Source organism: Pseudomonas sp. SC11 (assembly GCF_047039205.1).
GTDB classification, from domain to species: Bacteria; Pseudomonadota; Gammaproteobacteria; order Pseudomonadales; family Pseudomonadaceae; genus Aquipseudomonas; species Aquipseudomonas boreofloridensis.
This window is the reverse complement of sequence record NZ_CP178183.1, coordinates 2,152,685-2,178,009: the sequence shown is the minus strand read 5'-3', so window position 1 is coordinate 2,178,009 and position 25,325 is coordinate 2,152,685. Positions and strand designations below refer to the sequence as shown.

The 25,325-nt window shown below is 55.8% G+C and carries 23 protein-coding genes and 1 pseudogene; 9 read left to right on the top strand and 15 right to left on the bottom strand.

Features of this window, described 5'->3' with window-relative positions; translation table 11 throughout:
* The first annotated feature begins 478 nt into the window (after positions 1-478).
* Positions 479-1,384: a DUF5677 domain-containing protein gene (locus ACK2SD_RS10065; protein WP_412462022.1), complete on the top strand. Its 906-nt coding sequence runs from the start codon at positions 479-481 to the stop codon at positions 1,382-1,384.
* A gap of 281 nt (positions 1,385-1,665) precedes the next feature.
* Here the strand turns inward: ACK2SD_RS10065 and ACK2SD_RS10060 are convergent, their stop codons facing one another.
* The 8 genes from ACK2SD_RS10060 to ACK2SD_RS10025 form a co-directional block, all read right to left on the bottom strand.
* Positions 1,666-2,202: a hypothetical protein gene (locus ACK2SD_RS10060; RefSeq protein WP_412462021.1), complete on the bottom strand. Its 537-nt coding sequence runs from the start codon at positions 2,200-2,202 to the stop codon at positions 1,666-1,668.
* A gap of 141 nt (positions 2,203-2,343) precedes the next feature.
* On the bottom strand, positions 2,344-3,024 hold the full coding sequence (locus ACK2SD_RS10055) for an AbiJ-NTD4 domain-containing protein (protein WP_412462020.1): 681 nt from the start codon (positions 3,022-3,024) through the stop codon (positions 2,344-2,346).
* A gap of 1,171 nt (positions 3,025-4,195) precedes the next feature.
* Positions 4,196-4,387: an MbcA/ParS/Xre antitoxin family protein gene (locus ACK2SD_RS10050; protein WP_027615076.1), complete on the bottom strand. Its 192-nt coding sequence runs from the start codon at positions 4,385-4,387 to the stop codon at positions 4,196-4,198.
* 188 nt (positions 4,388-4,575) lie between these two features.
* Entirely contained in the window at positions 4,576-4,998 is a 423-nt protein-coding gene (locus ACK2SD_RS10045; RefSeq protein ID WP_412462019.1) for a TetR/AcrR family transcriptional regulator, read from the bottom strand.
* Between the two features lie 122 nt (positions 4,999-5,120).
* Complete coding sequence (locus ACK2SD_RS10040; protein WP_412462018.1) at positions 5,121-5,747, bottom strand: HAD family hydrolase; 627 nt, start codon at positions 5,745-5,747, stop codon at positions 5,121-5,123.
* Positions 5,748-5,903: 156 nt separating this feature from the next.
* Complete coding sequence (locus ACK2SD_RS10035; protein ID WP_412462017.1) at positions 5,904-6,401, bottom strand: hypothetical protein; 498 nt, start codon at positions 6,399-6,401, stop codon at positions 5,904-5,906.
* A gap of 97 nt (positions 6,402-6,498) precedes the next feature.
* Positions 6,499-6,813, bottom strand: coding sequence for a hypothetical protein (locus tag ACK2SD_RS10030; RefSeq protein WP_027615082.1), 315 nt, complete (start codon positions 6,811-6,813; stop codon positions 6,499-6,501).
* A 76-nt stretch (positions 6,814-6,889) separates the two neighbouring features.
* Entirely contained in the window at positions 6,890-7,624 is a 735-nt protein-coding gene (locus ACK2SD_RS10025; RefSeq protein WP_412462016.1) for a metallophosphoesterase, read from the bottom strand.
* A gap of 187 nt (positions 7,625-7,811) precedes the next feature.
* Between ACK2SD_RS10025 and ACK2SD_RS10020 the strand changes: the two genes are divergently transcribed.
* Positions 7,812-8,288, top strand: coding sequence for a helix-turn-helix domain-containing protein (locus ACK2SD_RS10020; RefSeq protein ID WP_412462015.1), 477 nt, complete (start codon positions 7,812-7,814; stop codon positions 8,286-8,288).
* Positions 8,289-8,463: 175 nt separating this feature from the next.
* Here the strand turns inward: ACK2SD_RS10020 and ACK2SD_RS10015 are convergent, their stop codons facing one another.
* Positions 8,464-9,042: a hypothetical protein gene (locus ACK2SD_RS10015; protein WP_412462014.1), complete on the bottom strand. Its 579-nt coding sequence runs from the start codon at positions 9,040-9,042 to the stop codon at positions 8,464-8,466.
* Complete coding sequence (locus ACK2SD_RS10010; protein ID WP_412462013.1) at positions 9,042-9,953, bottom strand: endonuclease/exonuclease/phosphatase family protein; 912 nt, start codon at positions 9,951-9,953, stop codon at positions 9,042-9,044. Before ACK2SD_RS10010 ends, ACK2SD_RS10015 begins: the two co-directional genes overlap by 1 nt.
* Before the next feature lie 105 nt (positions 9,954-10,058).
* Here ACK2SD_RS10010 and ACK2SD_RS10005 point away from each other — a divergent pair.
* The 3 genes and pseudogenes from ACK2SD_RS10005 to ACK2SD_RS09995 form a co-directional block, all read left to right on the top strand.
* Positions 10,059-10,303: pseudogene (locus tag ACK2SD_RS10005) on the top strand (IS21 family transposase); the annotation flags it as partial.
* 93 nt (positions 10,304-10,396) lie between these two features.
* Positions 10,397-11,857: a caspase family protein gene (locus ACK2SD_RS10000; protein WP_412462012.1), complete on the top strand. Its 1,461-nt coding sequence runs from the start codon at positions 10,397-10,399 to the stop codon at positions 11,855-11,857.
* A 145-nt stretch (positions 11,858-12,002) separates the two neighbouring features.
* On the top strand, positions 12,003-13,139 hold the full coding sequence (locus ACK2SD_RS09995) for a DUF3800 domain-containing protein (RefSeq protein ID WP_412462011.1): 1,137 nt from the start codon (positions 12,003-12,005) through the stop codon (positions 13,137-13,139).
* A 152-nt stretch (positions 13,140-13,291) separates the two neighbouring features.
* Here ACK2SD_RS09995 and ACK2SD_RS09990 read toward each other — a convergent pair whose 3' ends face one another.
* The 5 genes from ACK2SD_RS09990 to ACK2SD_RS09970 form a co-directional block, all read right to left on the bottom strand.
* A complete protein-coding gene (locus ACK2SD_RS09990) occupies positions 13,292-15,709 on the bottom strand; it encodes an AAA family ATPase (protein ID WP_412462010.1) in 2,418 nt (805 codons plus the stop codon).
* Between the two features lie 490 nt (positions 15,710-16,199).
* A complete protein-coding gene (locus tag ACK2SD_RS09985) occupies positions 16,200-16,985 on the bottom strand; it encodes an SDR family NAD(P)-dependent oxidoreductase (RefSeq protein WP_240326850.1) in 786 nt (261 codons plus the stop codon).
* Between the two features lie 11 nt (positions 16,986-16,996).
* Positions 16,997-17,773, bottom strand: a complete 777-nt coding sequence (locus ACK2SD_RS09980; RefSeq protein ID WP_412462009.1) for an alpha/beta fold hydrolase — start codon at positions 17,771-17,773, stop codon at positions 16,997-16,999.
* A 99-nt stretch (positions 17,774-17,872) separates the two neighbouring features.
* Complete coding sequence (gene rnhA / locus ACK2SD_RS09975) at positions 17,873-18,319, bottom strand: ribonuclease HI (protein WP_295482993.1); 447 nt, start codon at positions 18,317-18,319, stop codon at positions 17,873-17,875.
* A 46-nt stretch (positions 18,320-18,365) separates the two neighbouring features.
* Positions 18,366-19,124: a methyltransferase domain-containing protein gene (locus tag ACK2SD_RS09970; protein ID WP_412462008.1), complete on the bottom strand. Its 759-nt coding sequence runs from the start codon at positions 19,122-19,124 to the stop codon at positions 18,366-18,368.
* Positions 19,125-19,210: 86 nt separating this feature from the next.
* Here ACK2SD_RS09970 and gloB point away from each other — a divergent pair, with 86 nt between their 5' ends.
* From gloB to ACK2SD_RS09950, 4 genes are all read left to right on the top strand, one after another.
* On the top strand, positions 19,211-19,990 hold the full coding sequence (gloB, locus tag ACK2SD_RS09965; RefSeq protein ID WP_116888522.1) for a hydroxyacylglutathione hydrolase: 780 nt from the start codon (positions 19,211-19,213) through the stop codon (positions 19,988-19,990).
* Between the two features lie 100 nt (positions 19,991-20,090).
* Positions 20,091-21,524: a transglycosylase SLT domain-containing protein gene (locus tag ACK2SD_RS09960; protein WP_412462007.1), complete on the top strand. Its 1,434-nt coding sequence runs from the start codon at positions 20,091-20,093 to the stop codon at positions 21,522-21,524.
* A gap of 133 nt (positions 21,525-21,657) precedes the next feature.
* Positions 21,658-23,487, top strand: a complete 1,830-nt coding sequence (locus tag ACK2SD_RS09955) for an extracellular solute-binding protein (RefSeq protein WP_412462006.1) — start codon at positions 21,658-21,660, stop codon at positions 23,485-23,487.
* Positions 23,484-25,325, top strand: a complete 1,842-nt coding sequence (locus ACK2SD_RS09950; protein WP_412462005.1) for an extracellular solute-binding protein — start codon at positions 23,484-23,486, stop codon at positions 25,323-25,325. Before ACK2SD_RS09955 ends, ACK2SD_RS09950 begins: the two co-directional genes overlap by 4 nt.

The following is a 25,325-nucleotide window of genomic DNA, read 5'->3' as shown; positions in this document are numbered from 1 at the left end:
ACTATCAAGCTTGCGTCAACTGTGTTTTTTAAGCAGCAGGCAAATGCATCGCCGTTTCCGCATCGCCTTCCTGGGCACAGATCCGCGAATACGGCGCACCCTCAGCGCTCGCCGCCCATACAGGCAATCTGACCAAGGTTGTCTTCAACAACTCGGATAGCGAAGCGGTGCTCTTGGCATGCCGCATTGCCCGCACCTAGACCGGCAAAGGCAAGAGCGCCAAGGTGGCGGCTAGCATCGATGGCTGGCTCGACGGCGTCGCGTTCGGCAACGTGTCGGCGCACGAAGCAGCCTTGAAAGACGGTGAGCGTCCAACCACCCCACGTAGACCATTGCGAAGAGCTTTAAATGGCCCGGCGCATCTTATCGCAAGATTAAAACCCGCTTTAGAAATGCCCCTAGGGGCCGACAAATCGCTATCTACTGTGACTCCGTACAATCAGGGGCCAGGGAGATGACATTGAACCGGAGAGAAAACATGGACTTTTTTGAAAACCCAGACCACTACACAAAGGATTTTATAGCTCACCAACGGCACCTTCGAGAGCTTGAGGAGCTCCAAAGAAAAATCTCCGAGACACTTTATGAAGTCAATCTCGACGATAAAGGCGATTTCAAGCTAAGCACGAAAGTCTGCTGCTATAAGGTGGCAAACGTGATAACAGATTTAAACAACGGCATCCTACAAAGCTTGAAAATCAAAAGCCATAGCGCTGCCGAAGCTTTATCAAGGACATCCTTAGAAAACTCAATCAACTTAATGCTATTTAGTGATGACAAAACATCCGCGCGACCTAAGAGCTTTTTGCTGGGATACCTCAACAAGACATTAAAAAACGCACGAAAATGGCATGAATACGGAGTGAACAACGACCACCTAGAATCAGCTGAACGAGGGTTAGAACTGGAACAATCATATTTAGTAATAAAATCCATGTTCGGCGACCTAGAACAGGGCACCAAGGGCTGGCCCGACGCTTACAGCCGTTTTGAACAAACCGGCCACGCCCTTTTTTATCACGTACTATTCTCAAGTGCCTCCGACTCTACGCACGGCTTTGGAAGCGACGTATTCAATCAACTTCTAGGCGAACTCATACATTGCCAAGATGACGAAAAACTAGCTTACTTTAAAAGATTAAAAGCTGAAAAAATCTCTTTCGCTTATTACTTGGCCACTAACGCAGTACTTTTTTATTGCGCAGCCGCATCGCGTATAGCTGCACGCGCAGAGGATCTCGCAGCCTTTGATAAACTTGTGATTATCGCAAGTGCGTTGGAAAGTATGCTTTCGGAGCACGAGCATCTTGCCATCACTTGCTTAGACAGCCTTGCACGAGCTAGGAGGCGGCTAGAAGAGATCAAGAACAGCGAGGGCGCATAAGCCATGTTGGGCTAGCCCGCTGTCAGCACGAAGGAAAGGCACCTAACTGTACGGTGCAAGTGGTCTGCAGGCTGCGAATCACATCAACAAGGCTGTGCGATGTGATCATTGTCCGCCAGCCCCCCGACCCAGCTTAGACCGGGGCCCCAATCCGCCTACAGATCATGGCCCCCGTACCCTGGCAGGACATTCAGGGCCTACTTGCCTCAGTAGGCCTGATCGTGAAGGAGCACAATACGCCATCGACTGAACTCCCCTCCATCTGGCACCTATCACGGCACTCACTTCACGACAAGCGTCTCTTTCCCTGTCTCAGGATCACGTGACCACTTAATGTCACAAGGGTCATCATTCCCGACCTGTCGAAATAACGAAATCACCTCATCGATACTGATGAAGTAAAGGAATTTATCCTTGTCGAAATCTGAACTGAAGAATGCACCGTCCAGTCCGCCACCCTCCGACATGCAGGGCGCGAAGACGAAGCTATGAATGATCTGTCCGCACAAAAACTTCACGTCTCGCCCCTCCTGGCCGGCCTTGGAGAGGTCGTAGAGCTCGTCTAGGCGGTAGTTGTTACCCCATGTCACGCGCTTCAGGTTTGAGTGCTTTCGAAGGGGAATAGAAAGGTGGCGGGTCTTGTCGGTGATCTTCGCAGGAGCCTCTAGGAGCTTCCTGACCGAGTAGAATCCGATGAAGATGTCTCGCTCAACCTGAGCAAGTTCTTCATCAGACAGGGCACAGGGCGTTTTGAGGTGCTCAAGACGATCGGCCATCTCTAGCAGCGGATGTTTCCAATACCAGCTCTCCCAGATCATCTTGTGAGCCCTCTTAAGTCACTTCGATTTTTTGATCAAATAGCTGCTGACCGAGGCGCACAGGCCAACTACGAGCTCTGCGTCTTCGAAAGAAGGCTCACGCCCTTCCTGGATGTGCCGCCCGAACTCCGAGGCATACGCTCAGGTTTTGATGACAGCCTGATCCAATGGCGCTGGAATCAGTACTCGGGAATCATTCATGATTTTCCCCAAGGTCGCTTGTTGGTCGCCAGTGACCTGCCGAGCAACGCACTCCAGCGAAGCCATGGCATGCTGTATCGCCCCCGTAGGGTCTGGAGACGGTCGACGTGAGAGATCAGCTATCGCCTGGTGCAATTCCTTGCTGGCCGTGACGTGACCATATTGATGCTCGGTATCTTTCGCCGAGGTCAGAACCTGCTCAAAGGATTCAGAACCACGCATTTCAATGCGGCCACCCAGCAGCTTCCAGCCTATGCCGTGCTCGATGAAGAACTCGTTCAGCTCAGTCGTAAAGTGCTCGTACACGTCGCCGTCGTAGTTGCGGTTGCCTAAGTAGTCATCGAGCCGTTCAATGACGTCATACACCTTGAACCACTTGCACTGCTCAAGCCGCTGGACGTTTTCCTCGTGGATATTGGGCCTCTCACTCCAGTTCTGTTTATCGGGCAACACCTTCAAGGTTTGGCAGATGATTTGGCGCAGGTCTGAGGGCTTGAGACCACAGTCGTAGCTCAATTGAATCAAGTATTCCTGCAGCGCTTGCGGTGCATCTTCTCGTACGGTGATTTCGGCCTCATCGACCTGCGAGAAACCGTGACGTCTTGAAAACGAATCCTTCATCCTGACTCTCCGCCTGACCTAGTCCACCGGCACATTGCCACAACAAGCCAGTCCGATGATGCCTGACATTCAGGGCCTGGGATAGCACAGCGGTATCGGAGCCCGGCCTCGGCAGAAGCCAGCGCGTTCAACTCGCAGCGATCGACTCAAGTCACAAGGGAATGAATGGACTCATGTCATATCCCTCGCGCTATTGAGGGCCCGTTCAGCTGGGGAGTGGATGTCCGAACAGCTGCAAAAGAGATCAGGCCAAAAGGCCGGCACAAGCGATGCCCATCAGGATCGTCTCGACCGAATTGACGACTGACTACTTCACCGCAGAGGGTCAAAGCCCAAGGTCTCCTGCTAAACGCTGGTCGCGCATTGACTCAGGGGCGTGTCCATCGTTGATCAGCTTATGTTGCAGGTGACGTACCAGATGCCACCCCAAAGGCTCGCGAATCTCCAGGCAACCTTGATGCTGGTGAAAGCCATTTGGGTAGTGCTTCGTCAGAGCCTCCTGAAGCGCCGTGAAGCCACCTACACCGATAGCCGACCGGTGAACACGGACTAGACTTTCAAATCCTGGGCGACGCTGGTAGGCGCTGACAAACGATCCAAGGATCAACGGCATATCGCGCCCATACGCCCTGCATGCAAGAAACCAAAGCTGGCCATCAGACAATGCGGTCATAAGATTCGGTGTTGGGCTCGCATTATCAATAAATTGGCAACATAGCCCCTAGCGCGTCCCGAAGCCATACGCTTGTTGTACGAGACGGGTGTAATTTCAGGCGAACTGATCCCAGCAAAAAAGCCCTATTGATTTGACGTCAAAGCGTAAGCAGCAGCCTGCGGCTGCAAAGTAAAGCGATTTCTCCTCCGCCCCCAGCCCCACCATTCCAACCTCAAATTCACCTTCAGTCCTCAAAACCGTGTGATCTAGAAGCCGTAAAAATCAGATGTAAAAGCCGGCGAAATTCTGTGGGAAATGCGGCGCCTGGGCCAATGCAGCTTTTCTCTTGTCTTCAAATATAGAACTCCGTCTCGCTTTAAAATTTTCAAGAGGGGGGGGTGAACAAGTTGTCGCAAATTTGACCGTTTTGTCGCTTGAGCAACATTTTGTCCGACACTGTCCGATGATACTCACTGCGGATAGAGCAACGCTCCCCATACAGGAAGCGAAGCGGGTCTAGCAGGCAAAACCGTGTTCGATCCGGCTCAGCTCTTCTTTCACCTTCTGAAACCCGACTTCATCGCCCGAAAGCTGCAAAGCAGAGCGTCCACCGAAAACCGGGCGTGGCTGCGACACCCACGCTGCGGCCTTCCCCTTATCTCCGAAGACGCGCTCAGCCTCCGCGAGTGCCTGCTTCACATGATCCATGAGCCCTCCTGCCCATCTCTGGCTGCGTGTTCGGATATCGCCAGGTAGGGTCTACGTCGGGACGCTGTCGCTGGCTCGCGCCCCCCGCTCAACCTCCGCTCGTACCTGCCCCTCAACATACTGAAAGTCCCCTTGCAGCGATTCCGGCTGCCATTTTCGGAAACCCAAGACGCCTCATCCTGACGTAATCAGGCCGATCCGCTCTCCGACGCTATCAACTGATCCGTCGCACGCTGAATTACCCTCTGAATATACGTCGAATCACCATGAATCCGAGTCAGTAAAATAGCGCCTTCAATATCCGCCACGAGCTGCTGCCCTTGAACCAGGGCCCATTGCTCGCTACGCAGCCCAGCGAACAGGTGAGCAAATGCCTTGGCCCATTCATCGAAGAATGAGCGTATAGGCTCAAGCAGTTCTGGTTTCCCATAGCTGGCGTCCACAGCAACCACGGCCATCAGGCAGCCCACGGTGTCGTCCTGGAATAGCCTAGTTGCCCTACGGCCCATTTTCTCAAGGCGCTCAACTGGAGCGAGATCGTCCTCATAGGCAATGGCGAAAAGCCCCGATGCCATGCCTTCGTGCGTCCATTTCAAAACGTCACGGAGCAAACCGTCCTTACTCGGGTAGTGGTGATAGAACGAGGCCTTGGTCAGCCCGGTGCGCGGAGGCTCGATACTAGGTCGATGAACGATCTACCCACCAGTCTTTGCCTCGCCAGGAGCCACTTTCACTAGCGCTCCAACACAGCCTGCGCGAATTCGAGGAGATTCGAAAAATCCCCCTTTCCCCCTCGGTGTAGAAGGAACCCGCAGCCCCCTAACTGGCGAGGGCCATCACGGTCACAGCGGGCTGAGTCGCCGACAATAAAGACGCGTCCCTCCGCCTCGTCGCAACCCAGATTGACTCCAAGCTGCTCACAGGTGGCGCGGTAAATAGCCGGCTCGGGCTTCATTGCGCCCACTTCGTAGCTGAACCCATAGCCATGCAGGTACGGAAAAATCTGGCGGATAACAGGGCCGTACGCCGACGCAAGATTGGAACAAACGCCAACGCGCACACCAGCTGCCTGCAGCATCCCCACTGCATGCAAAGCATCCGGGAATGGCCTGATGCTTGCGAGTTCGTCTTCGAGGGACTGCTCAAGTCGCCCGAGACTGTCAGCGGTGACGCTGATACCAAAAGCTGAAGCGGCCTCTGCCAGTGATAATTGGTGAGTCATGATGACCCTAAGATCATCCGGTTGAGGCTTACGGCCTTGGCGCCGTCCTTCCTGGATCAGCTTTCGAAAAGGGTGAGTTGGTCGCTGAATCTCGACAAGCGTTCCGAAGGCATCAAAGACTGCAGCAGCGATCGTCATCTGAGCATCCTATGTTGCCTTCAAAAATGAGCAGAAGCGTCGCAGCATAACCTCAAATAGGTAGACCTGTGACATAGTCCTTAGGCCCTGATAGTCCCCGACCGCAAAAGAAATCGCTCGCAAAGTCTAGTCGTGCAGTACTTGCCCCAAAGGACTTTACCGAACCACAACACCAGCTTTCGCAAAGTCACTCAACAACGTCTTACGCCCGAGCATTTTGGGGAGTTTAAAAACATTTTTGTATCCGTACCACAACCCCATCGGTATCAGCACAAGCCCAATACCGAAGGTTGCAGTAGCAGCAATCACCCCCATAGGCACGGCAGCCAACGTCATAAGAATCCCTCTTAACATCGCCGTTCTCGTGATTACGCGCAGGTCATCCAAATCATACTCAACTTGGCCACCATTCTTTTCAAACGCCAGCACCACGATTGATTTCTTAGATAAGTGCTTGAAATACCACACACGCGGAACATCGGTAGCCATGGCACCGTGACGCTGAAGATATTTAAGCATTACAACTTTTTCAAAATAGAACGTATTACCATGCTCATCCTCAAGCCTAACGCGACCATACAGTGCATCGAGATCACCAAGCCCCTGTGTTTCGTAGTTTTTGATAACAACCTTAATTTTTTTCAAGTCAGACATGCTTATTCCTTACTTGCACTTTAACTTTCCGTTACCCATAAACTATCCGCCATGTGGGCCCACGAAGCATGGCTCCCCCCACTTGCACGCAAAGCCCTCAGGCAACCTCTAGCCGGCTAACCAGCACGTAGTTATCGTTGCCCGACATCGTGCGCAACAGCACCATTCCTTCGAACTGGGCAATCATTTCGACAGCGGGTGTCACAACCGTCATTCCGTTTTCCAACTGACCGGAGCGATCGTGATAGACATACGCGGCAAAGCGATCCCCCACTGCTGCACCATCAATTAGATACGCGTCTATGAACGCACCCCAATCGTGCGTTTGCGCCATCGCCAGTCTGACTAGCATTGAATCAGGCAGCCGCCCGTAGCCTTCACCAACTCGCGCCTGGGAACTCATCACACTCATGAACTTTCCAATCACACTTCTACTGGAGATTTAATACTGTACGGAGGGAACCAAAACCAATAACTCCATCAAGCAACTATATACTGACTACAAGATCGGGGCGAAAACCAGTCTCTTCAGATGGATAACCACGCGGATTACTCACGAAACGCACGCCATCAACATACTCATCGACCGCGCAGTGGGTATGCCCAAAAATCCAGAGATCAATATCAAAGGACAGCAGGCTATCCCAGGCGTTGCCATAGGCTGCCCGCATATGTGGATTAACATCTTGTTCCGTTACAAACTGCATAAGCGGAGAGTGATGAGTAACAACTACCCGTTTACCATTGAATGGCTGTGATAGCTGAGCGGCGAGCCAGTCCCTGGTCTGTCGATTTCTTGCGACCAAATCATCTGGACGCAGGCGCCGAAACTGGTCACCAACCCGAATCGCTCTAAAGTCATTCATTCTGTCACGAGCACACCAACTCGCGGCCACTGCGTCACCCGTCGTGTCAAAGCTCGTCCAGCCTGTCGCACACAAAAACTGCACCCCAGCGTGCTCCCAGACCTCGTTCTCAAGCACGTGCACGTGCTTATCAGCGGAGGCAACCAGCTTGTTGTAGGTTCGGTCAAGATTACCGCTGTAGTGTTCGTGATTGCCCAGTACGTACAGAACAGGCCTGCTGAACGACTCGCTCGCCCACTTCGCGCCCTTCGACTTTACGTGAATGTCCCCAGCTAGCACGACAACGTCACACGCCAGCTCTGGAGGGACGAAATCCGAAAATTCGCAGTGTAGATCCGAGAGTATGTGAAGCTTCATGTTCAGCTCGCTGACATCGACTTTCTAATAAATTGATCATCACCTGACCCAGCTCCCATGCAGACAGGCGCAGCGAGACTGTCGTCAGTGCGGTCACCATAAACGATTACCGCCACTATTGCCAGATTTCGATATTTATTGGCGGTAACGAGCTGTGGCCCTATCCTCTGTTTTGGGCGTTGTCAGCATGCAGAACGAGATAGCAGCAGTCGTCAGAGCCCTGCGCGACTTGCGAGGGTCTGCGCAGGAAGAGCTCGCCGAGATCAGCTCCCAGGCCAATTTTTCGCGACTGGAACAAGGTAAAACGCAGGCCTCTTTGGCCAAGCTGAGCAAAATCGCAGCCACTCTGGATTTCGACCTAGTCGCACTTGTCGCTCTATGCCAAGCCCTTCAGGATGGGACATCACCTGGCGAGGTAATGGCGAAGGCCTCAGAGGATTTGGAGCGTTTCGTTGCTCAAGGGGGCTTAGAGGGCTTGGAGCGACATTGGGAAGCCGGTGAAGGGCTGATCAAGCGTAACCGTGGCAAGCCCACCGACCCCGATAAAATCCGAGCTGTGCTGGAGTTGAAGGCCAGTGGCATGACCAAAGCTCAGGTTGGTCGGGAGCTGAATTTGCCAGAGGCGACGGTGCGGAGGTACTGGATCAAGGATCTGCCTGGATAGCCTTCTTCTAGAGAGAACAAATGCGGAGGGCAGGAGTTCAACTTTGGAGCAGAGGCGGCAATCCTAACAGGGTTGAGGTTTGTATTATCACTGACTGGATGACGACTACCTCACGCCCAAGAATTTCCTGCCTCTGATCAAGACATACGCAAGTTAAAAATACGGAGCCAATGCTTTAAGGCTCTAATTCTTCGCTGTCATTTTGCAGGTTTTTATTCGGCGTGGGCGTATCTCCAGCACCAGTCGATTCGTTGGGCGAAGCTTTCTGAACACCATCACCGCCTAGAGATTTTTCTGAAGTAGCCTGACTCAAAATCGCTTCGCGGGCTTTGCTTACGAGTCTGCCAACCGCACTCCCAAATCGAATAGATCCGAACAGTTCGAAAATCCCTTCGGAAAGGTGCTGCGAGCTGCCACAACTCAGCTCCTGCCCATCAAACTTTAGGATACAGGGGAACCCAGCTGCTCGTTGCTTCCACCCGGCGACTTCCTCGGTGAAGGTTCCAGCTTGAGTTTTTAGCTTCAGCACAAGTTTATCGTGCTCAAGATCTTCCGACTCGACACCAGTGATTACCCCATGAAGCGAGGCGGCTCGTGCAATGAACGAAACTGCCCTTTCTAACAGCAACTCACCCTCTGAAAATCCCTTCAGATCACAGTTGACCTGGTTGAACACCTCGTCGACCTGTCTACGTGCTTCTAAGGATTTCTTAGACTTTTCAAGCCCTACGTTAACTGCCTGAAGAAAATTCATCAGAGCGTCCTCTGCAAATTGCATGTAATTGGATAATGATCAGAGAGATCAGCCCACGTCAAGCTATCGCCGGCAAGGTCAAAGCGACTTAAAACCTCAACACCGCTATCGACAAAGCGCCAACCATTTTTTAGGAAACCGGAAGAAAGGATAATCTGATCAAACGTCCTCCAATTGGTCATGTGTTGTGCATCTTTATTCTGACAAGTCCCAGCAGGAAGATGGCTTCCCGCAACCAAGTCAGTGATGCCAATCAACCGCCAGAAGGGATTGAATAACGCCTTGCTACGCGACATAACGTAGCTGATATCCCTACTTGCCTTAAGCCCCATCTGAACTGACCGACTGAAAGGCTCATCATTGAAGTCGCCACAGATGGCAATGAGAGCATCTGGATCGCCATCAAAAATGTCCCCCACATACCCTCGCAACGTCTGGCCAACCTCTGTTCTCGCGTGCGAATCCTCCGGATAAACGGCCAGGCTCTGCCAATGGCAGAGGATCAACCATATGTCAGTACCATCATTAAGCTTGAAACCAATTTTTCGGCCAACCTTAAGATATTTTTCAGTCACATCCGCCTTGGCATTAAGTTCCACCACACTCGTCGACGGATGCAGCTTATCGCTGCGGTAAATGACGGCGTAGTCGTCTATTTTATTGCCACTTTTGGAGTACAGGGGGAGGACGTTGAAAGAGGCGTATCTTTCATGAATCACAGCGGCTGCGAGGAGCTTCTGCTGGAGCTCAGAGATATTTTCGTCGTTCACCTCACAAAGACAGAGGAGATCAACACCCGAATCGAGCATGCTCAAAATGACTGAGAGTAAACCGGCGCTCACTTCGTGGGGCTGGGCCTGGGTTGAAGGAGCCGAGAGACGGCAGTTCCACCACGCAATCTTTAAATCCATGTGTATCCGAAGCTCCAACCCAAGGCAGTATCCGGTGGCTACGAGACGGTTTATGGCAATCGCCACGCCGAGGGAGACGGGAACGGCGAGCACATCGCCCCTTTGCCTGACATCAACCCCAGCACCATAACCTAACCAAACAGTACAGTGTCGCCATCTTGCCTGCTCGCTCGCACAAACCCAAGGACAAAGCCCTGGTCGGAGTCGGCGTGCAAGTGGCCGAACGCTGGATCCCGGCGCTGCTACGCAATTGCCAGTCGATATCACTAGGCGAGGTCAACATGGCCATCGCGCTTTCGCTGGATCGCCTCCACCACACGCCATTGAAGAAGCAGCCCAGCTCACTCCGACCGCAGTTGACCAGCGCAACCCATTGATTCCAGTGCCCAACCCGACTCTAATGTCGTGTCGCCATCTATCATCTACAGGAAGTAATTGAGCCTATGAAGCGGGTCGCCTTAGTCATTGGAAACGCTGCCTACCCTGGAAATCCTCTGGCCAACCCCCGCCATGATGCAGACGACATCGCGACCGTCCTGCGGCAGTTCGAATTCGATGTACATGAGGTCACGGACGTCAGCAATAAAGGCATGCAACTGGCTTTAACTGAATTCCGCTCTCAGCTCTACCTCGCTGACGTAGGGTTGTTTTTCTTCGCCGGCCATGGTCTGCAGATCGAAGGAAAAAACTACCTTCTGGCGACAGATACCTCCATGGAAGACCCAGTCGACGCCAGATTTTCGTCTATGGAACTTGACCAAGTGATCGCAACGATGGAGCGAGCGGAAACCACCACCAATGTGATCATTTTGGACGCCTGCCGTAACAACCCATGGGAGCGACGCTGGCATCGATCAGCAGCCACCCAAGGCCTGGCCCCCGTATATGTCCCACGCGGTACGCTTATCGCATTCGCTACGTCACCCGGTCAGACGGCAGCTGATGGTATAGGTCAGCGGAACGGCAAATACACAAGCGCTCTCTTGAAACACATTGGCACCCCGGACTGTACGATAGAGGCAATGTTTAAACGGGTTCGCAACACCCTAAATATAGCCACCAACGGAAAGCAAATTTCCTGGGAGCATACGTCACTGGCCTCCGAATTTTTCTTCAATCGAAGTGTCGGGGCACGTATAGACCAATACAGTGAAAAAGCGCTGAAAGATGGTTTGCTGGAACTGGACGACTCAACGCCTTCTCACCAGATCATTCGCAGCCTTAAGGTGCTCACATGGCATGTGCAAAATGGCGCAGTGATGAAGCTTGTTCCGGAAACAATGCGGAAATTCACCAAAAACAATCTTTTCATTATCGGGCGAAATGTATACCAGGCAGCGTGCGGCAATGCCTGGACAGCCACGCAGTTCATCGAAGACTTCCCCGCGAAAACCAGGGGTCTATTGGACGCAAAACGCAGGGCGTTGCTGGACGGAATGCTTTTCGAGGCTTTTTTCGACAGTGATGGCAGGCTGCGGGAAGAAGTCAAGGATCGCCGCTTCGGGCAGTTGTTCGATCTGCAGAGGTACGAATCGACCGCCCCAAGCTTTGATTTTATTGCGGAGTGTCTCCTGCCTTACGCCAATAAGTTCCATGCTCTACCAGGCAAGGCCGACGAAGTAGCGGTAGACGTTGTTCTTGAGGCTCGCGAGCACCCAGAATGCCCGTACGTTGCTCGCGTCTGTATTGCGTCGGGCAACCTGCTCCGCCCTGAAGATGATGATACCGAGTTCGAAGAGCCTCAGCGCTATCGCGCCTATTCGATCGAGACATTCGAGCAGGATATCTCGACTCAATTGCTGATTCCTCAGCACCTACTGTCTTTCACTTATACAGGGGTGACCAAGAAGCCCAGCCACGTCAATGCCCCCAAAGATTGGACGGTGCGAAAACACGTTGATTGACGATACCAACTATCCACCTTATCGAGGTGTCGGACGGCTTGCGCAATTCAGCACGCCGAGCCATATGCAAAACCACTTGAAACCAATAAACCAGCACAACAAGAGAAATTAGAAACCTATGAACATATATATAGATGAGTCGGGCTTGTTCCGCGAAAACACTGACCCTGAAAAAATTGAAAAAGCATGGTGTACAGTAGGAGCTGTAACCGTGCCGCACAATGCCGAAAACAAAATTAAAAACGCCCTCCTAGAGCTAAAAAAACACTTAGGCGTGAAGCCTGAAGAAGAAATCGAGAAAATACCAAACATCGAATCACCATACTTCATAGAGTTCATTAACAAACTTAAACGTGCTAACTGCACAGCGCACGCGATGACCACGAACGGCTCGTTACTTAACGAGCAAGAAACAAACTCACATAAAGCAGCACAGATAAGAGCAAGAGAAAACTACATAGCACTCGTAAGAGACAACCTCAGCAATGAGGACATCTCACTCATAGAAGAAGAACTGAAAGAAATATCAAGCCTCATCAAGAACTCAAGCACCCAAGAATATAATCAAATAGTCCTGCAGTCAGCACTCATCTCATTCATGCTTGACAAAATTTTAGTTCACTATGCGAGCACCAACCCTCGTGAGCTATCTAGGATCACCTGGGTATACGATAGAAAAACTGATAAAAAGAAAAAAGGCACGCATATATTTGAGAAACTATTTTTTAAAATGATGCCACCCTCAGTCGAAGTCAGCTTTATAAAAGAGCCCAGAGGGATACCCTACATGGAAACCGGCTACAACTACCTCTTCAAAAACTACGGAGGCGGCTTTTGCTTCTCCGGCATACCTAACGACGAAATAGAGAAGCGAAAAAAACTTTACGCCGCGGACTACTCTCAAGCGCCAAACGCCGCAATTAGCCTCGACTTCGCAAAACTATTAAACAAAGACTCTAGATTTCACGACTCAGAAAAAAGCTCAGGAATACAGGTTGCTGACCTAGTAATTTCTAGCATTAATCGCCTTCTACGAGGAAACGTCGACAGCAATACAAAAACCGCAAAAATCCTAGGCGGACTCCTATTAAGCTCACCAAGACTAGATTTCCCCTCAGTCCCACAACTAAACTTCTACGACTCAACAGCCACAAAACCAGAGCTAGATTACGAAAACCTGCAATTGCTTAACGACGAAGCCAAACAAATTTATAGCCAGCAATACAGGGAGACTTTCACAAAAAGCATAAACGAATTCATCAAGAACAACATTAAGTCTTAAATTTTCGGATTTCGGGAGAGGGGAAAACTATAAATCGAACGCCCAGTAGCTGTAGACGCTACGAACATCATACATAACCACGCTCGTGCACATCAAAGTAGCCTGTGGACTGGAAGCCTCAGTGCAAACAACGCGCCGAGGCTATTCAGGCATTAAAATGGTATTTCCTGATCGAACCCAAGCTGGTCGCTCTCAGATTTGGGAGCAGTAGGTGCCATCATGGCCGTGCTGGCTGGTAGTGGGGCGGGCCCAGGAACGACTATGGGCAGATCAGCAGCTTGTGCATCACCAGCGACAACGACATCATTTCCTCCAGCCTCGGTCTCAGCCAGTTCCTCTTCAAGCTCTTCTGGATCCAGATCGATATAAGCATCGCCCATCATCATCTTGTAGTGTGCGTCATGCTTAGCAGCCTTGAATATTTTGAAGAAAATCTTCAGGTAACTTTCTGCCATAGCGTCGCTGATAGCCACATACAGCTCATCCGGAGCGTAATGCGACCCGTCATTCACCCAGCTCATTAGAGACTGGCACTGCGTTTTTTCGATACCTTCAAACTCGTCAACCAAATGGTACGTATCGACACCACCCAAGATTTTGAAGTAATTCTCCAAAATCCGGCGCATGGTGTTCTGCAGCGTAAGCACCGGCAAAGGCGTTCTCTTCAGCTCCGCCCAGAGCAACTGGTAAGAGGTTCTGATGGGATTACTCGGGTGAAATTCAATCACTGAGTGCTCGTTGGGCTTGCGCACGATCCAGAACGTCTCGTCAGCGAGGGACTGATCGGGCTTACGACGCTGATCGTAAGTAACCTCTTTATGGAAATGTATATTATGGGTAAGTACCAACACCTGCTTAATATGACTACCACGCTTTCTGACTTCAACGAATAGCTCTTTTATCAGGCTACTCACGATAAACAGTACATCACTATCAAGGCTAGAAACAGGGTCATCAATGACCACGATTCGATCACTGGTGATACCCGAGGTCGTAACGCTCCCTCTCAGCAGGTGGTAGAAGTAGAGGAATGTCACGAAGGTCTTCTCACCCTCGCTCAGAGTTTGCTTTGCATCTTTCCCATCTGCTCGAATCAGCCTATACGAATTACCTACACAGGCAGGGTCGAGTGAAAAGCCTCGAAAACCAAAATTCCTAAGAATCTTGTTGATGGCAGTCACTGTCGGCTTCACGCTTGTGAGATCGGTCTCAATCTTATCGATTTCGACATCTACAGCATCAATGCTAGCCGAAGCCCTATCCCGACTCGATGCAATCCCGGCGATGGCCTTCTGCAATGTGTCTTTCCCAGAAAAATAATCAGACAAAGTATTCTTCAGCTCAACGTCTAAAATATATTTCCATACTTCGTCAGTGAGTTTGCTCTGTTCAGCAGTGAAGCTAGCAACGAGGCGATTGTGCTCAGCGATCTTCGCATTCGCAGCGCTAATAAGCCCGGTTATACCAGTTTGAATATTCACTACATCCTCAAGAACAACCTCAGTGCTTGGACTGGCCAGCTTACTGTCCATTCGCCCTTTATTAACGAGAACGACAGCTTCCAGCGCCTGAATCTCAGGGCCGAGTTTGTCCTTATCTAATTCATCGCAATCCAAAGCCAGCAGAGCACGCGCTTGGATTAATAGATCCTCTGAAACTTGGTAATAATTTTCGCGCATAGTAGACACTGCCTTTGAATCCGCCTCAAAGGTTTCATCAAAGTATTCGGCAAGTTCCTTCTCGAAGTCATGAGGCAGATCCTGCTGACAGAACGGACACTGTTCGTCCATGTGCTCCAGAAATTTCACACCCTGCCTGACCCAGTCGCTATTACCCAACCGCTGAATGATGCCTGATATGCTTACGTCATCTTTACCAATCACTTTCTTAGAGAGAACTGGGCTTGTCTCGAATGCGGTCAGTCGCGATAAGTCCAAAATGGGAACAGGCGCTATTCTCGAAGGCTCATCACCGTATAGAACTGCCGCTCTAGCCTGGAGATCCGCCAAGTCCACCAAGGCGGATTTGTTACTTGTATGCTCCTGCAGAACCCTCGCCTTGAACGCTTCCTTGTTATTCCTCAGGCCAGTGAATGCCCCTTTAAAATGCTCATCATGCTTCACCTTCTGCTCCCAGCATCGGCCTAGCAGCTTTGTTTCCAAAGAGGCCAGTTCAGCATTTTTTCCGGGCTTTCCGTTTTCACCATCAAGAGAAATGATTGACTTGGCCTTCAGCTGCTCGTGACGCTTTCTTTCATCCTTAAGGTCTTTGAGTCGATCAAGCTGATCCTTCTGGGCTTTGCCTAGTGTAAATACTCCCTGAAATTCTTTGGAATCAGTGAAGTTGGCGGCAATGAAGTCGTTGTTGTAGATCATTGCTGGCACTGGTGTATTTCTGAGCCATGTGATGCTGGAATCTGCTGAGATGCCAGGCTTATCAATGAGCCGACTGATTGTGGTCTTGCCAGCCCCATTCGCCCCATAAATGAAGTTGACCGGCTTGAGGCTGATTACTTCGGGCTTCACGGCGCTATAGGTGGCGATGTTGGACAGGCTAATCGACTCGATCATGACGGGGCATCCCAGCACGCAGGGGCGCTGAGGGGCCCCCTGCTCAGTGAAAATCTAGAGGGTATAGGCGGTGCAATACCTGCCTAACCGTTGGCTGATCGCGTAATGGCGATTGGCCGCATAAGCGTAGACGGCATGCCAATTTATGCAAAAGCAGGCATCCCAAGACGTCGCTTGAGGGATGGAGGGGCATTGGGCGGGGGCAGGGAAGAATGTAAACCATGGACTCTGAATTCAGGCCACGGTTTACAAAATTTCTTGACGTGCGGTTTCGTAGCGAATGGAGCGGCTCTGCAGCTCAGTAAGTCCGGGGCAGAAGGGCATTGAGGGTTACGTTTACACACCTCCACCAAAAGTGGAGGTAGCAGATCAGGCGGGTGTTCTGCTGATCCACGCGGGGCTCCAAGCGACATCTGGGAAAGCCGGCGAGTATACAACAAAGCGACCACGGGCTCGGCACCCGTGGTCGCCTGTTCCAACCACCCTGGCGTCAGTTCTGCACGCTCTGCACGGACCCGCCATCGACGCGCAGGTTGCTGCCGTTGATGAACGATGCGCGATCGGACACCAGCAAGGCGATGGCCGCTGCCACCTCTTCGGGTTTGCCACGGCGCTTCTGAACGATGCCGGGGCGCTCTTCGTCGAGGAAGCTCTTGATCGCCTCCTCGAAGCTTTCGCCGCGCTCCTGCGCACGCTGCTCCATCATGCCATCGGTCATGCCAGTTTCGATGAACGCCGGTGAGACCGTATTGCACAGCACCCCGTGGGCCGCTTCCTTGTAAGAAAGGTTCTTGATGAACGCGGCCAGGGCCGCTTTGGCGACGTTGTACACCGCCTCTTCCCAGTAAGGCTGCACCGCGTTTTCCGACGTGATGCACACCAGACGTCCCCAGCCGCGCTGACGCATCGGTGGGATGGCGGCACGGGCGATGCGCACGGCGCTGAAGAAATCAGTGGACCAGGCCTCTTCGTAGTCCTCGTCGGACAACGCCAGCGGATCGCCCTTGGCACCGGTGACACCGGCGGTGTGCACCACGATGTCCACCTGCCCAAAGTGCGCTTCGGCCTGACGAATCAGGCCGTCGACCTCGGCTTGGTCGGTCATGTCCGCAGCAATGAGCAGCGGCTCACCACCGATGCCTGCGGTTTCTTTTTCCAGGTGATCCTGGTCCTTGTCCGTCAACACCAATCGCACACCCTCTTCGGCTAGCAGGCGCGCGGTCGCTAGACCAATGCCTCCTGCCGCGCCGCTGATCAGGGCTACACGCTTAGTCAAACCTAGATCCATCACATCTCTCCTCGGGCACTGTCAACAGCGATACGGCGAACGAATTCAAGCATGCGTTCGGCCAATTCACGGGGTGTCTGCAGCGGCATCAGATGACCTGCGCCAGGCAAGGTCAGCAGCGTGCTGTCTGGGAAATGGGCCAGCGTGGTGCGCTGTTGCGCTGAGGCATCCGGCACCTGCGCATCGTCGGCGCCGCAGACCAGCAACGTCGGATACGGCAGTTCGCCGATCCGATCGCTCCAGTCCTCGCGACTGCCGTGGTCGACCCAGGCACGCCAGGCGTCGAGGTTCACCGATTGGGCGTCGGCGATGGCTACCTCACGCAGGGCATCGGGCAAGCGGTGAAAGCTGGACTCATCGACGAACTGTTCGGCTTCGACCCGCGAGGCTTGATAGCGTCGCTGTCGATCGCGATCGCCCTCGCTCATCGGCTGCGGGCCAGGCGGCGACGGCGCCACCAGCACCAAGCCTTGCAGATAGTCGGGACGCCGGGAGGCCAGGGCCACCGCGACCTTGCCGGTCATCGAATGACCGACCAGGACGCAGCGCTCGATGCCCAGCGCACGCACACTGGCATCGACCTGATCAGCCATCTCGGCCACCGAATAGCCGCTGACTCCATGAGCATCGCCAAAGCCTGGCGAGTTGAGAGCCACACAGGCGTGCTCACGGTCGAGGAACGGCAGCGTGGGACCCCAGGTGCGATGGGAGCCGCCCAGAAAATGCATCAACACCAAAGTGATCGGGCCTGAGCCCTGTTGGCTGTAGGGGAGCATCGAACGCCGCCTCATGGGATTTCTCAGTGGAGAGCGAGGCGGCTAGGAGAGTTCATTTCTTTGACAGGCAAGGGCGGGCACGCCCGCCCGTGGGGTGGTTCAGCGCTGTGCACGTACCTCATCGACGCCACGGTTGGCCAACTGGTCGGCGCGTTCGTTGCCCGGATGGCCGATATGGCCGCGGACCCATTTCCAGGTCACCTTATGCCGATTGACCTGTTCGTCGAGCAACTTCCACAGGTCGGCATTCTTCACCGGTTCCTTGGTGGCGGTCTTCCAGCCGCGCTTCTTCCAATTGGGCATCCACTCTGTGATGCCCTTCATCACGTATTGCGAATCGGTGGTCAGGACCACCTCGCACTCGCGTTTGAGCGCCATCAGCGCGCAGATCGCGGCCATCAGTTCCATGCGGTTGTTGGTGGTGTCGCGCTCGCCGCCCCACAGCTCCTTCTCGACACCCTTGTAGACGATCAGGGCGCCCCAGCCGCCCAGGCCGGGATTGCCCTTGCAGGCACCATCGGTGTAGATCTCGACGCTATCGCTCATGTACCGCCTTCGTTCGCTTGCAGGTTAAATAGCGCGGACAATCCGCTCAGGGCTCGCTGTGACGGCGATTGACCTTGGCCAGCGGCAGCGGCAACAGCTTGCCCATCGGTTCGCGACGCTCCAGCGGCAAGGGTCGCAACCCCACCACCACCTTGCGCGCCACCAGCAGATAAACGCCGCCGCCGGCCACCTGCCAGCGCCCGGCCGTCCGCTCCCAACCCGCCAGGCGCTGCTGCCAGGCCGGTGAGGAAAGCGGCGGACGATAACACCCAAAGCGGCGTTTCTCCAGCGCGAAGCCCAGCAGGTTCAGCCAGTCCCCCAGGCGCGAAGGCGAGATGCAGCGCGCCTTGCGCAGTACCCCGCGACCGAGCAGATGTCGGGCGCCCCAGGCACTCCAGGGATTGATGCCGACGATCAGCAGATGTCCGCCCGGACGCACCGCGCTGGCGGCCTGGCGCAGCAGACCGTGGGGCGAGAGGCTGAAATCCAGACCATGCTGCAGCACCACCACGTCGGCGGCATGCTCGGACAGCGGCCAGGCCTGCTCCTCGCAAACGATCTCGACACCGGGCAGTGGCGCGCCCAAGCGAACATTGCGCTGCACTTTCAACGCCTGGGGGGGCGCATCGGCACAGGGGCCGTAGTGCACCAGAAAGCCGCCGAAGAAGCGCTCCAATTCGTCCTCGAGCAGTTTCTCCTCCTCCTTGAGCATCAGCTGACCCAATGGCCCGGCGAACCAGTCGCGGGCCTGGCTGATCAGTTCGACCCACTCGGGGTCGGCCTGGGCAAAGGCTTGATCGGTCATCGCATTCTCCCTCGAAGGTTTCGTCGGCCGCGCCATCGCGGCTAAGATGCCCTCATCTCCCACGCCAGATGATTCGGAACCGCACAATGATACAGATCGAAGCCCTTCGCGCTTTCTCCGACAACTACATCTGGTTGTTACAGGATACTGCCAAACGCCACTGCGCGGTGGTCGATCCCGGCGACGCCGCACCGGTGTTGGCGTGGCTGCAGGCGCATGGCGACTGGACGCTCACCGACATCCTCATTACCCACCACCACAACGACCACGTCGGTGGCGTGCAACAACTCAAGCAGGTCACCGGCGCCAGCGTCCATGGCCCGGCCCACGAAACCATTCCCGGGCGCGATGTGGCGCTGGACGACGGCGACACGGCGACGGTGCTCGGCATCACGTTCGAGGTGCTCGCCGTGCCGGGGCATACCCTCGGCCATATCGCCTTCTACAGTGACCGCACGCCAACGCCGTTGCTGTTCAGCGGCGACACGCTGTTTGCCGCCGGCTGCGGACGGATGTTCGAGGGCACGCCCGAGCAGATGCAGCCCGCCTTGCAACGCCTGGCCAGCCTGCCGGAGAGCACCGAGGTGTACTGCGCCCACGAATACACCTTGAGCAACCTGCGTTTCGCCAGGGCCGTGGAGCCGAGCAACGCCGATATCCAACGGCGCTTCGAAGAGGTCACGCAGTTGCGTGCGCAGCAGCGCATCACCCTGCCCTCGTCCATTGCACTGGAGCGCCTGACCAATCCTTTTCTTCGCACCGCTGTAACATCCGTTAAACAAAAAGCGGACGAATGGAAAGGCAGCCCCAACAATAGCCAGATAGCGGTCTTCGCTGCGCTCAGGGCCTGGAAAGACAGCTTCTGATCGCCCGCCCTAAGGTCGCAGAAAGACATCCAAGGTTGACCCATCCGGGTGCGGTTTCTAGAATCGCCGAAATTTTTTGCCCGGAAAAATGTGTACGCCGATGTCTTCACGTAGCCGCCGCACCGCTCATTCCGCCGCCCTGACGCGTCTGGCACAAGTCAGCGCCCTGGCCCTGGCCGCCACCCTGGTGGGCTGTCAGAGCACCCGTCAGGTGGAGGAAACCGACAGCGTTCGCGCGCACAACTACCAGGCGCGGATCAAGCACAGGCCAGCCCCGCTGGTGATCAAACCGGTCCAGCAGAAGGCCCCCGACGATGTCTGGGAGCGTATGCGTCAGGGCTTCGTGCTGCAGGACAGCATCGACGTCAACCCTCGTATCGAACAGCAGCGGTTGTGGTTCGCCAGCAACCCGAGCTTCCTGGAAACGGCCGGCGAACGCGGCAGCCTGTACCTGCATTACATCGTCGAGCGTCTGGAAGAGCGTGGCATGCCGCTGGAGCTGGCACTGCTGCCGGCCATCGAGAGCGCCTACAACCCGATGGCCTACTCGCGCGCCCATGCCGTGGGCCTGTGGCAGTTCATCCCCTCCACCGGCCGTCACTTCAACCTGCGCCAGACCAACTTCTACGATGGCCGTCGCGACATCACCGCCTCGACCAACGCGGCGCTGGATTACCTGACGCGCCTGCACGACATGTTCAACGGCGACTGGCTGCTCGCCCTGGCCGCCTACAATGCCGGCGAAGGCACGGTCAGCCGGGCGATCGAACGCAACGAACGGCTCGGTCTGCCCACCGATTACTGGAACCTGCCGCTGCCCCAGGAAACCCGTGACTACGTGCCCAAGCTGCTGGCACTGTCGCAGGTGGTGCTGACCCCGCAGGCCTATGGCGTGAACCTCAGCCCCATCGCCAACGAGCCCTATTTCGAAGCAGTGGTCATCAACGACCGCCTCGACCTGACCCGCGTCGCCGCCTTTGCCAACATCGACGAAGACGAGTTGATCCAGCTCAACCCCGCCTTCAAGAAACGCATGACCGTCGATGGTCCGCAGCAATTGCTGGTACCCACCGCCAAGGCTCGGTTGCTGACCAGCAGCCTGTCCAACCTCAAGCCTGAACAGCTCCTGAGCCTGCAACCGAACAAGGCGGTGTTCCAGGCCGCTCTGGCCGAGGCCAAGGCCCCCGCCGCCACCAGCAGCTACCGGGTCAAGCGGGGCGACAACCTGGGCGCCATCGCCAAGGCCAACCGCGTGTCGGTCAAGGACATCCAGCGCTGGAACCGCCTGTCCGGCACCCGCCTCAAGGCTGGGCAGGTGCTCGCCCTGCGTGGCGCCAGCGCCCCCAGCGCTGCCGCCAGCCGCGTAGCCGCAGCTCAGCAGCGCTCGACCCAGTACAAGGTGCGCAAGGGCGACTCCTACTACCTTGTAGCCAAGCGTTTCAACGTCGAGATGAAGCACCTCAAGCGCTGGAATCCGCGTACCGGCCAGGCGCTCAAGCCCGGCCAGACCCTCACCGTCTACCTCGGACGCTGAACCGCGCCAGTCCAGGGCGAGTGCGCGGCGATGAGCCGCCGCAGCCGCCCCGGGCCCTACCCTTTTTCCATTGCAGACAAGCTGTTACTGTACGCCGGACCAAGCCCAACGCCGCCTCGACCGGATCCCAGACTTGATAAGAACTTTCCTCCTGTCATTGAGCCTGGCCTTGAGCTTTCCCGCAGTCGCGACAGTGAGCGAAAGCCACGGTTATGCGCAGTTCGGCACGCTCAAGTATCCGGCCAGCTTCGCCCATTTCGACTGGGTCAACCCGCAGGCGCCCAAGGGCGGCACCTTGCGAGCCATGGCATTCGGCACCTTCGATACCCTCAACCCCTACACGTTCAAGGGCACCAGCCCGGTCTCGACGCCCAATTTCCAGCAGTACGGAGTCAGCGAGCTCAACGAGACGCTGATGATCGGCACTGGCCAGTACGACCCTTCCGGCGACGAGCCCACCTCCAGCTACGGACTGATCGCCCGCTCGGTCGAATACAGCGAGGATCGCAGCTGGGTGGTGTTCAACCTGCGACCTGAAGCACGCTTCCACGACGGCCACCCGATCACTTCGGCCGACGTCGCCTTCTCGTACCGCACCTTGCTCAAGCAGGGCCATCCGCTGTACCGCACCAATCTGCAGGAGGTGCAGCGCGTCGATATCCTCGGCCCGCTGCGGATCCGCTTCGTCTTCAAGCGTGCCGGCAATCCGTTGCTGATCCTGCGCCTGGGTGAAATGCCGGTGCTGCCCAAGCACTACTGGCAAGGCCGCGACTTCGAGGCCACCACCTTCGAGCCGCCGCTGGGCAGCGGGCCGTATCGGATCAGCGAAGTGCAGCCCGGCAGGCGCCTGGTGTTCACTCGGGTCAAGGACTACTGGGGCAAGGACTTGGCGGTCAACCGTGGCAAGTACAATTTCGACCGCGTCGAATTCGAGTTCTACCGCGACGCCACCGTCGCCTTCGAGGCATTCAAGGCCGGCGAATTCGACATCTACATCGAACACCAGGCCAAGAATTGGGCCAACGGCTACAACTTCCCGGCCATCCGTCGCGGCGAAGTGATCCAGGCGCAAATTCCACACCGGATCCCGACCCAGACCCAAGGCCTGTTCATGAACACCCGCCGCGAAGCCTTCGCCGAGCCCAAGGTGCGCCAGGCCCTGGGGCTGATGCTCGATTTCGAATGGACCAACCGTGCCCTGTTCAGCAGTGCCTACCGACGTGCCACCAGCTACTACCCCAACAGCGAATTCGCGGCCACAGGCCTGCCCACCGGCAAAGAGTGGCTGCTGCTTTCGCCCCTGCGCGATCAGCTACCGGCCAAGCTGTTCACCGAGCCCTACCAGGTCAGCCAGACCGACGGCCGCGGTATCGACCGCCAGACCTTGCGCAAGGCGCTAAGCCTGCTCGCTGAGGCGGGCTGGAAGCTCGACGGCCAGCGCCTGGTGGATGCCAAGGGCCGTCAGATGCGCCTGGAGCTGCTGCTGGTGAATCCCAACCTGGAACGCATCCTGCAGCCCTATGTCGAAAACCTCTCGAGCATCGGCATCGATGCGCGCCTGCGCACCGTGGACCGTGCCCAGTACAAACAACGGCTGGACCAGTTCGACTTCGACATGATTCTGATGACCTTGAACCAGACGCTCAGTCCAGGCCTGGAACAGTGGCAGTACTTCCATTCCAGCCAGGCCTCGGTCAAGGGCAGCAAGAACTACGCCGGCATCGACGATCCCGTGGTCGACCTGCTGCTCGATACGCTGATGGCCGCGCGCACCCGCGACGACCAGGTCGCCGCTGCCCGCGCTCTGGACCGGGTGCTGTCCTGGCACTACTACATGATCCCGAACTGGTACCTGGACAACCATCGCCTGGCCTACCGCAACCGGTTCGCCTTCGTCACCACGCCGCCCTACACCCTCGGGCTGAACAGCTGGTGGCTCAAGACTTCGGAGAAAGCCAAATGATGCCAATGCCTCGCCTGCGCCTGGCCAGCGGCTTGCTGCTCGCCTGCCTGAGCCTCGCGGCAGCCGCCGCACCGCAGCATGCCCTCACCCTGTACGACGAACCGCCCAAGTATCCCGCCGACTTCAAGCACTTCGACTACGTCAATCCCGATGCGCCCAAGGGCGGTACCTTCCGCCAGTCCAGCTTCGGCAGCTTCGACAGCCTCAACCCCTTCATCAACAAAGGCGTGGCGGCAGACAACATCAGCAGCATCTACGACACCCTGATGCGCGCCAGCCTCGATGAGCCCTTCACCGAGTATGGCCTGGTCGCCGAACGCATCGAGAAAGCGCCGGACAACAGTTGGGTGCGTTTCTATCTGCGGCCCCAGGCGCGCTTCCACGACGGCCACCCCATGCGCGCCGACGACGTGGTGTTCAGCTTCGAGGCGCTGACCAAGCAAGGCGCGCCACTGTACCGCCAGTACTACAGCGACGTGGCCGAGGTGATCGCCGAAGACCCGCTGCGCGTGCTGTTCAGGTTCAAGCACACCAACAACCGCGAGTTGCCGCTGATCCTCGGGCAATTGCCGGTGCTGCCCAAGCACTGGTACGCCGAGCGCGACTTCACCCGCGGCAACCTGGAAATTCCACTGGGCAGCGGGCCGTACAAGGTGGCCGAGGTCAAGGCCGGACGCTCGATCCGTTACGAGCGGGTCAAGGACTACTGGGCCAAGGACCTGCCGATCAACCGCGGTCAGTTCAACTTCGACGCCATGACCTTCGATGCCTATCGCGACACCGCCGTGGCCCTGCAAGCGCTCAAGGCTGGCCAGTTCGACTACGGCCTGGAAGTCAGCGCCAAGAACTGGGCCACCGCCTACAACGTCCCAGCCGTGCGCGACGGTCGACTGATCAAGGAAGAGCTGCCCAACGGCAACCCCGTGGGCATGCAGGGCTTCATCTTCAACCTGCGCAAGCCGGTGTTCCAGGACATCCGCGTACGCCAGGCACTGAGCCTGCTGCTGGACTTCGAATGGACCAACAAACAGTTGTTCAATGGTGCCTACACCCGCACCGGCAGCTATTTCGAGAACTCGGAAATGGCCGCCAAAGGCCTTCCTTCGGCCGATGAGTTGAAGGTTCTCGAACCGCTGCGCGGCAGGGTGCCCGAGCAGGTCTTCGATCAGGCTTTCCACAACCCGGTCAGCGACGCCAGCGGCATGATTCGCGAACAACAGCGCAAGGCGTACCAACTGCTGACTGAAGCCGGCTGGAAGATCGAGAACGACAAGATGGTCGATGCCCAGGGCAAGCCGGTGTCCATCGAGTTTCTCCTGGCTCAGACCGAATTCGAGCGTGTTCTACTGCCATTCAAACGCAACCTGGCAGACCTGGGCATCGACCTGAGCATCCGCCGTGTAGACGTCTCGCAATACGTCACCCGCCTGCGCTCGCGGGACTTCGACATGATTGTCGGCGGCTTCCCCCAGTCCAACTCGCCGGGCAATGAGCAGCGCGAATTCTGGACCAGCGCCGCCGCCGACAACCCGGGCAGCCGCAACTTCATCGGCCTGCGCGATCCGGCCATCGACCAACTGGTCGAGGAACTGATCAACGCCGAATCGCGCCAGAGCCTGATCGCCCACACCCGGGCGCTGGACCGCGTGCTGCTGTGGGGCTACTACGTGATCCCTAACTGGCACATCAAGACCTGGCGCGTGGCGTACTGGAACCACCTCGGCCATCCGAAGGTGTCGCCCAAGTACGACATCGGCCTGGACACCTGGTGGATCAAGCCCGACGTCACGCCAGCGGTGAGCGAAGCACCCGCCACCCCTGCCGCAGAGGCGAACTGA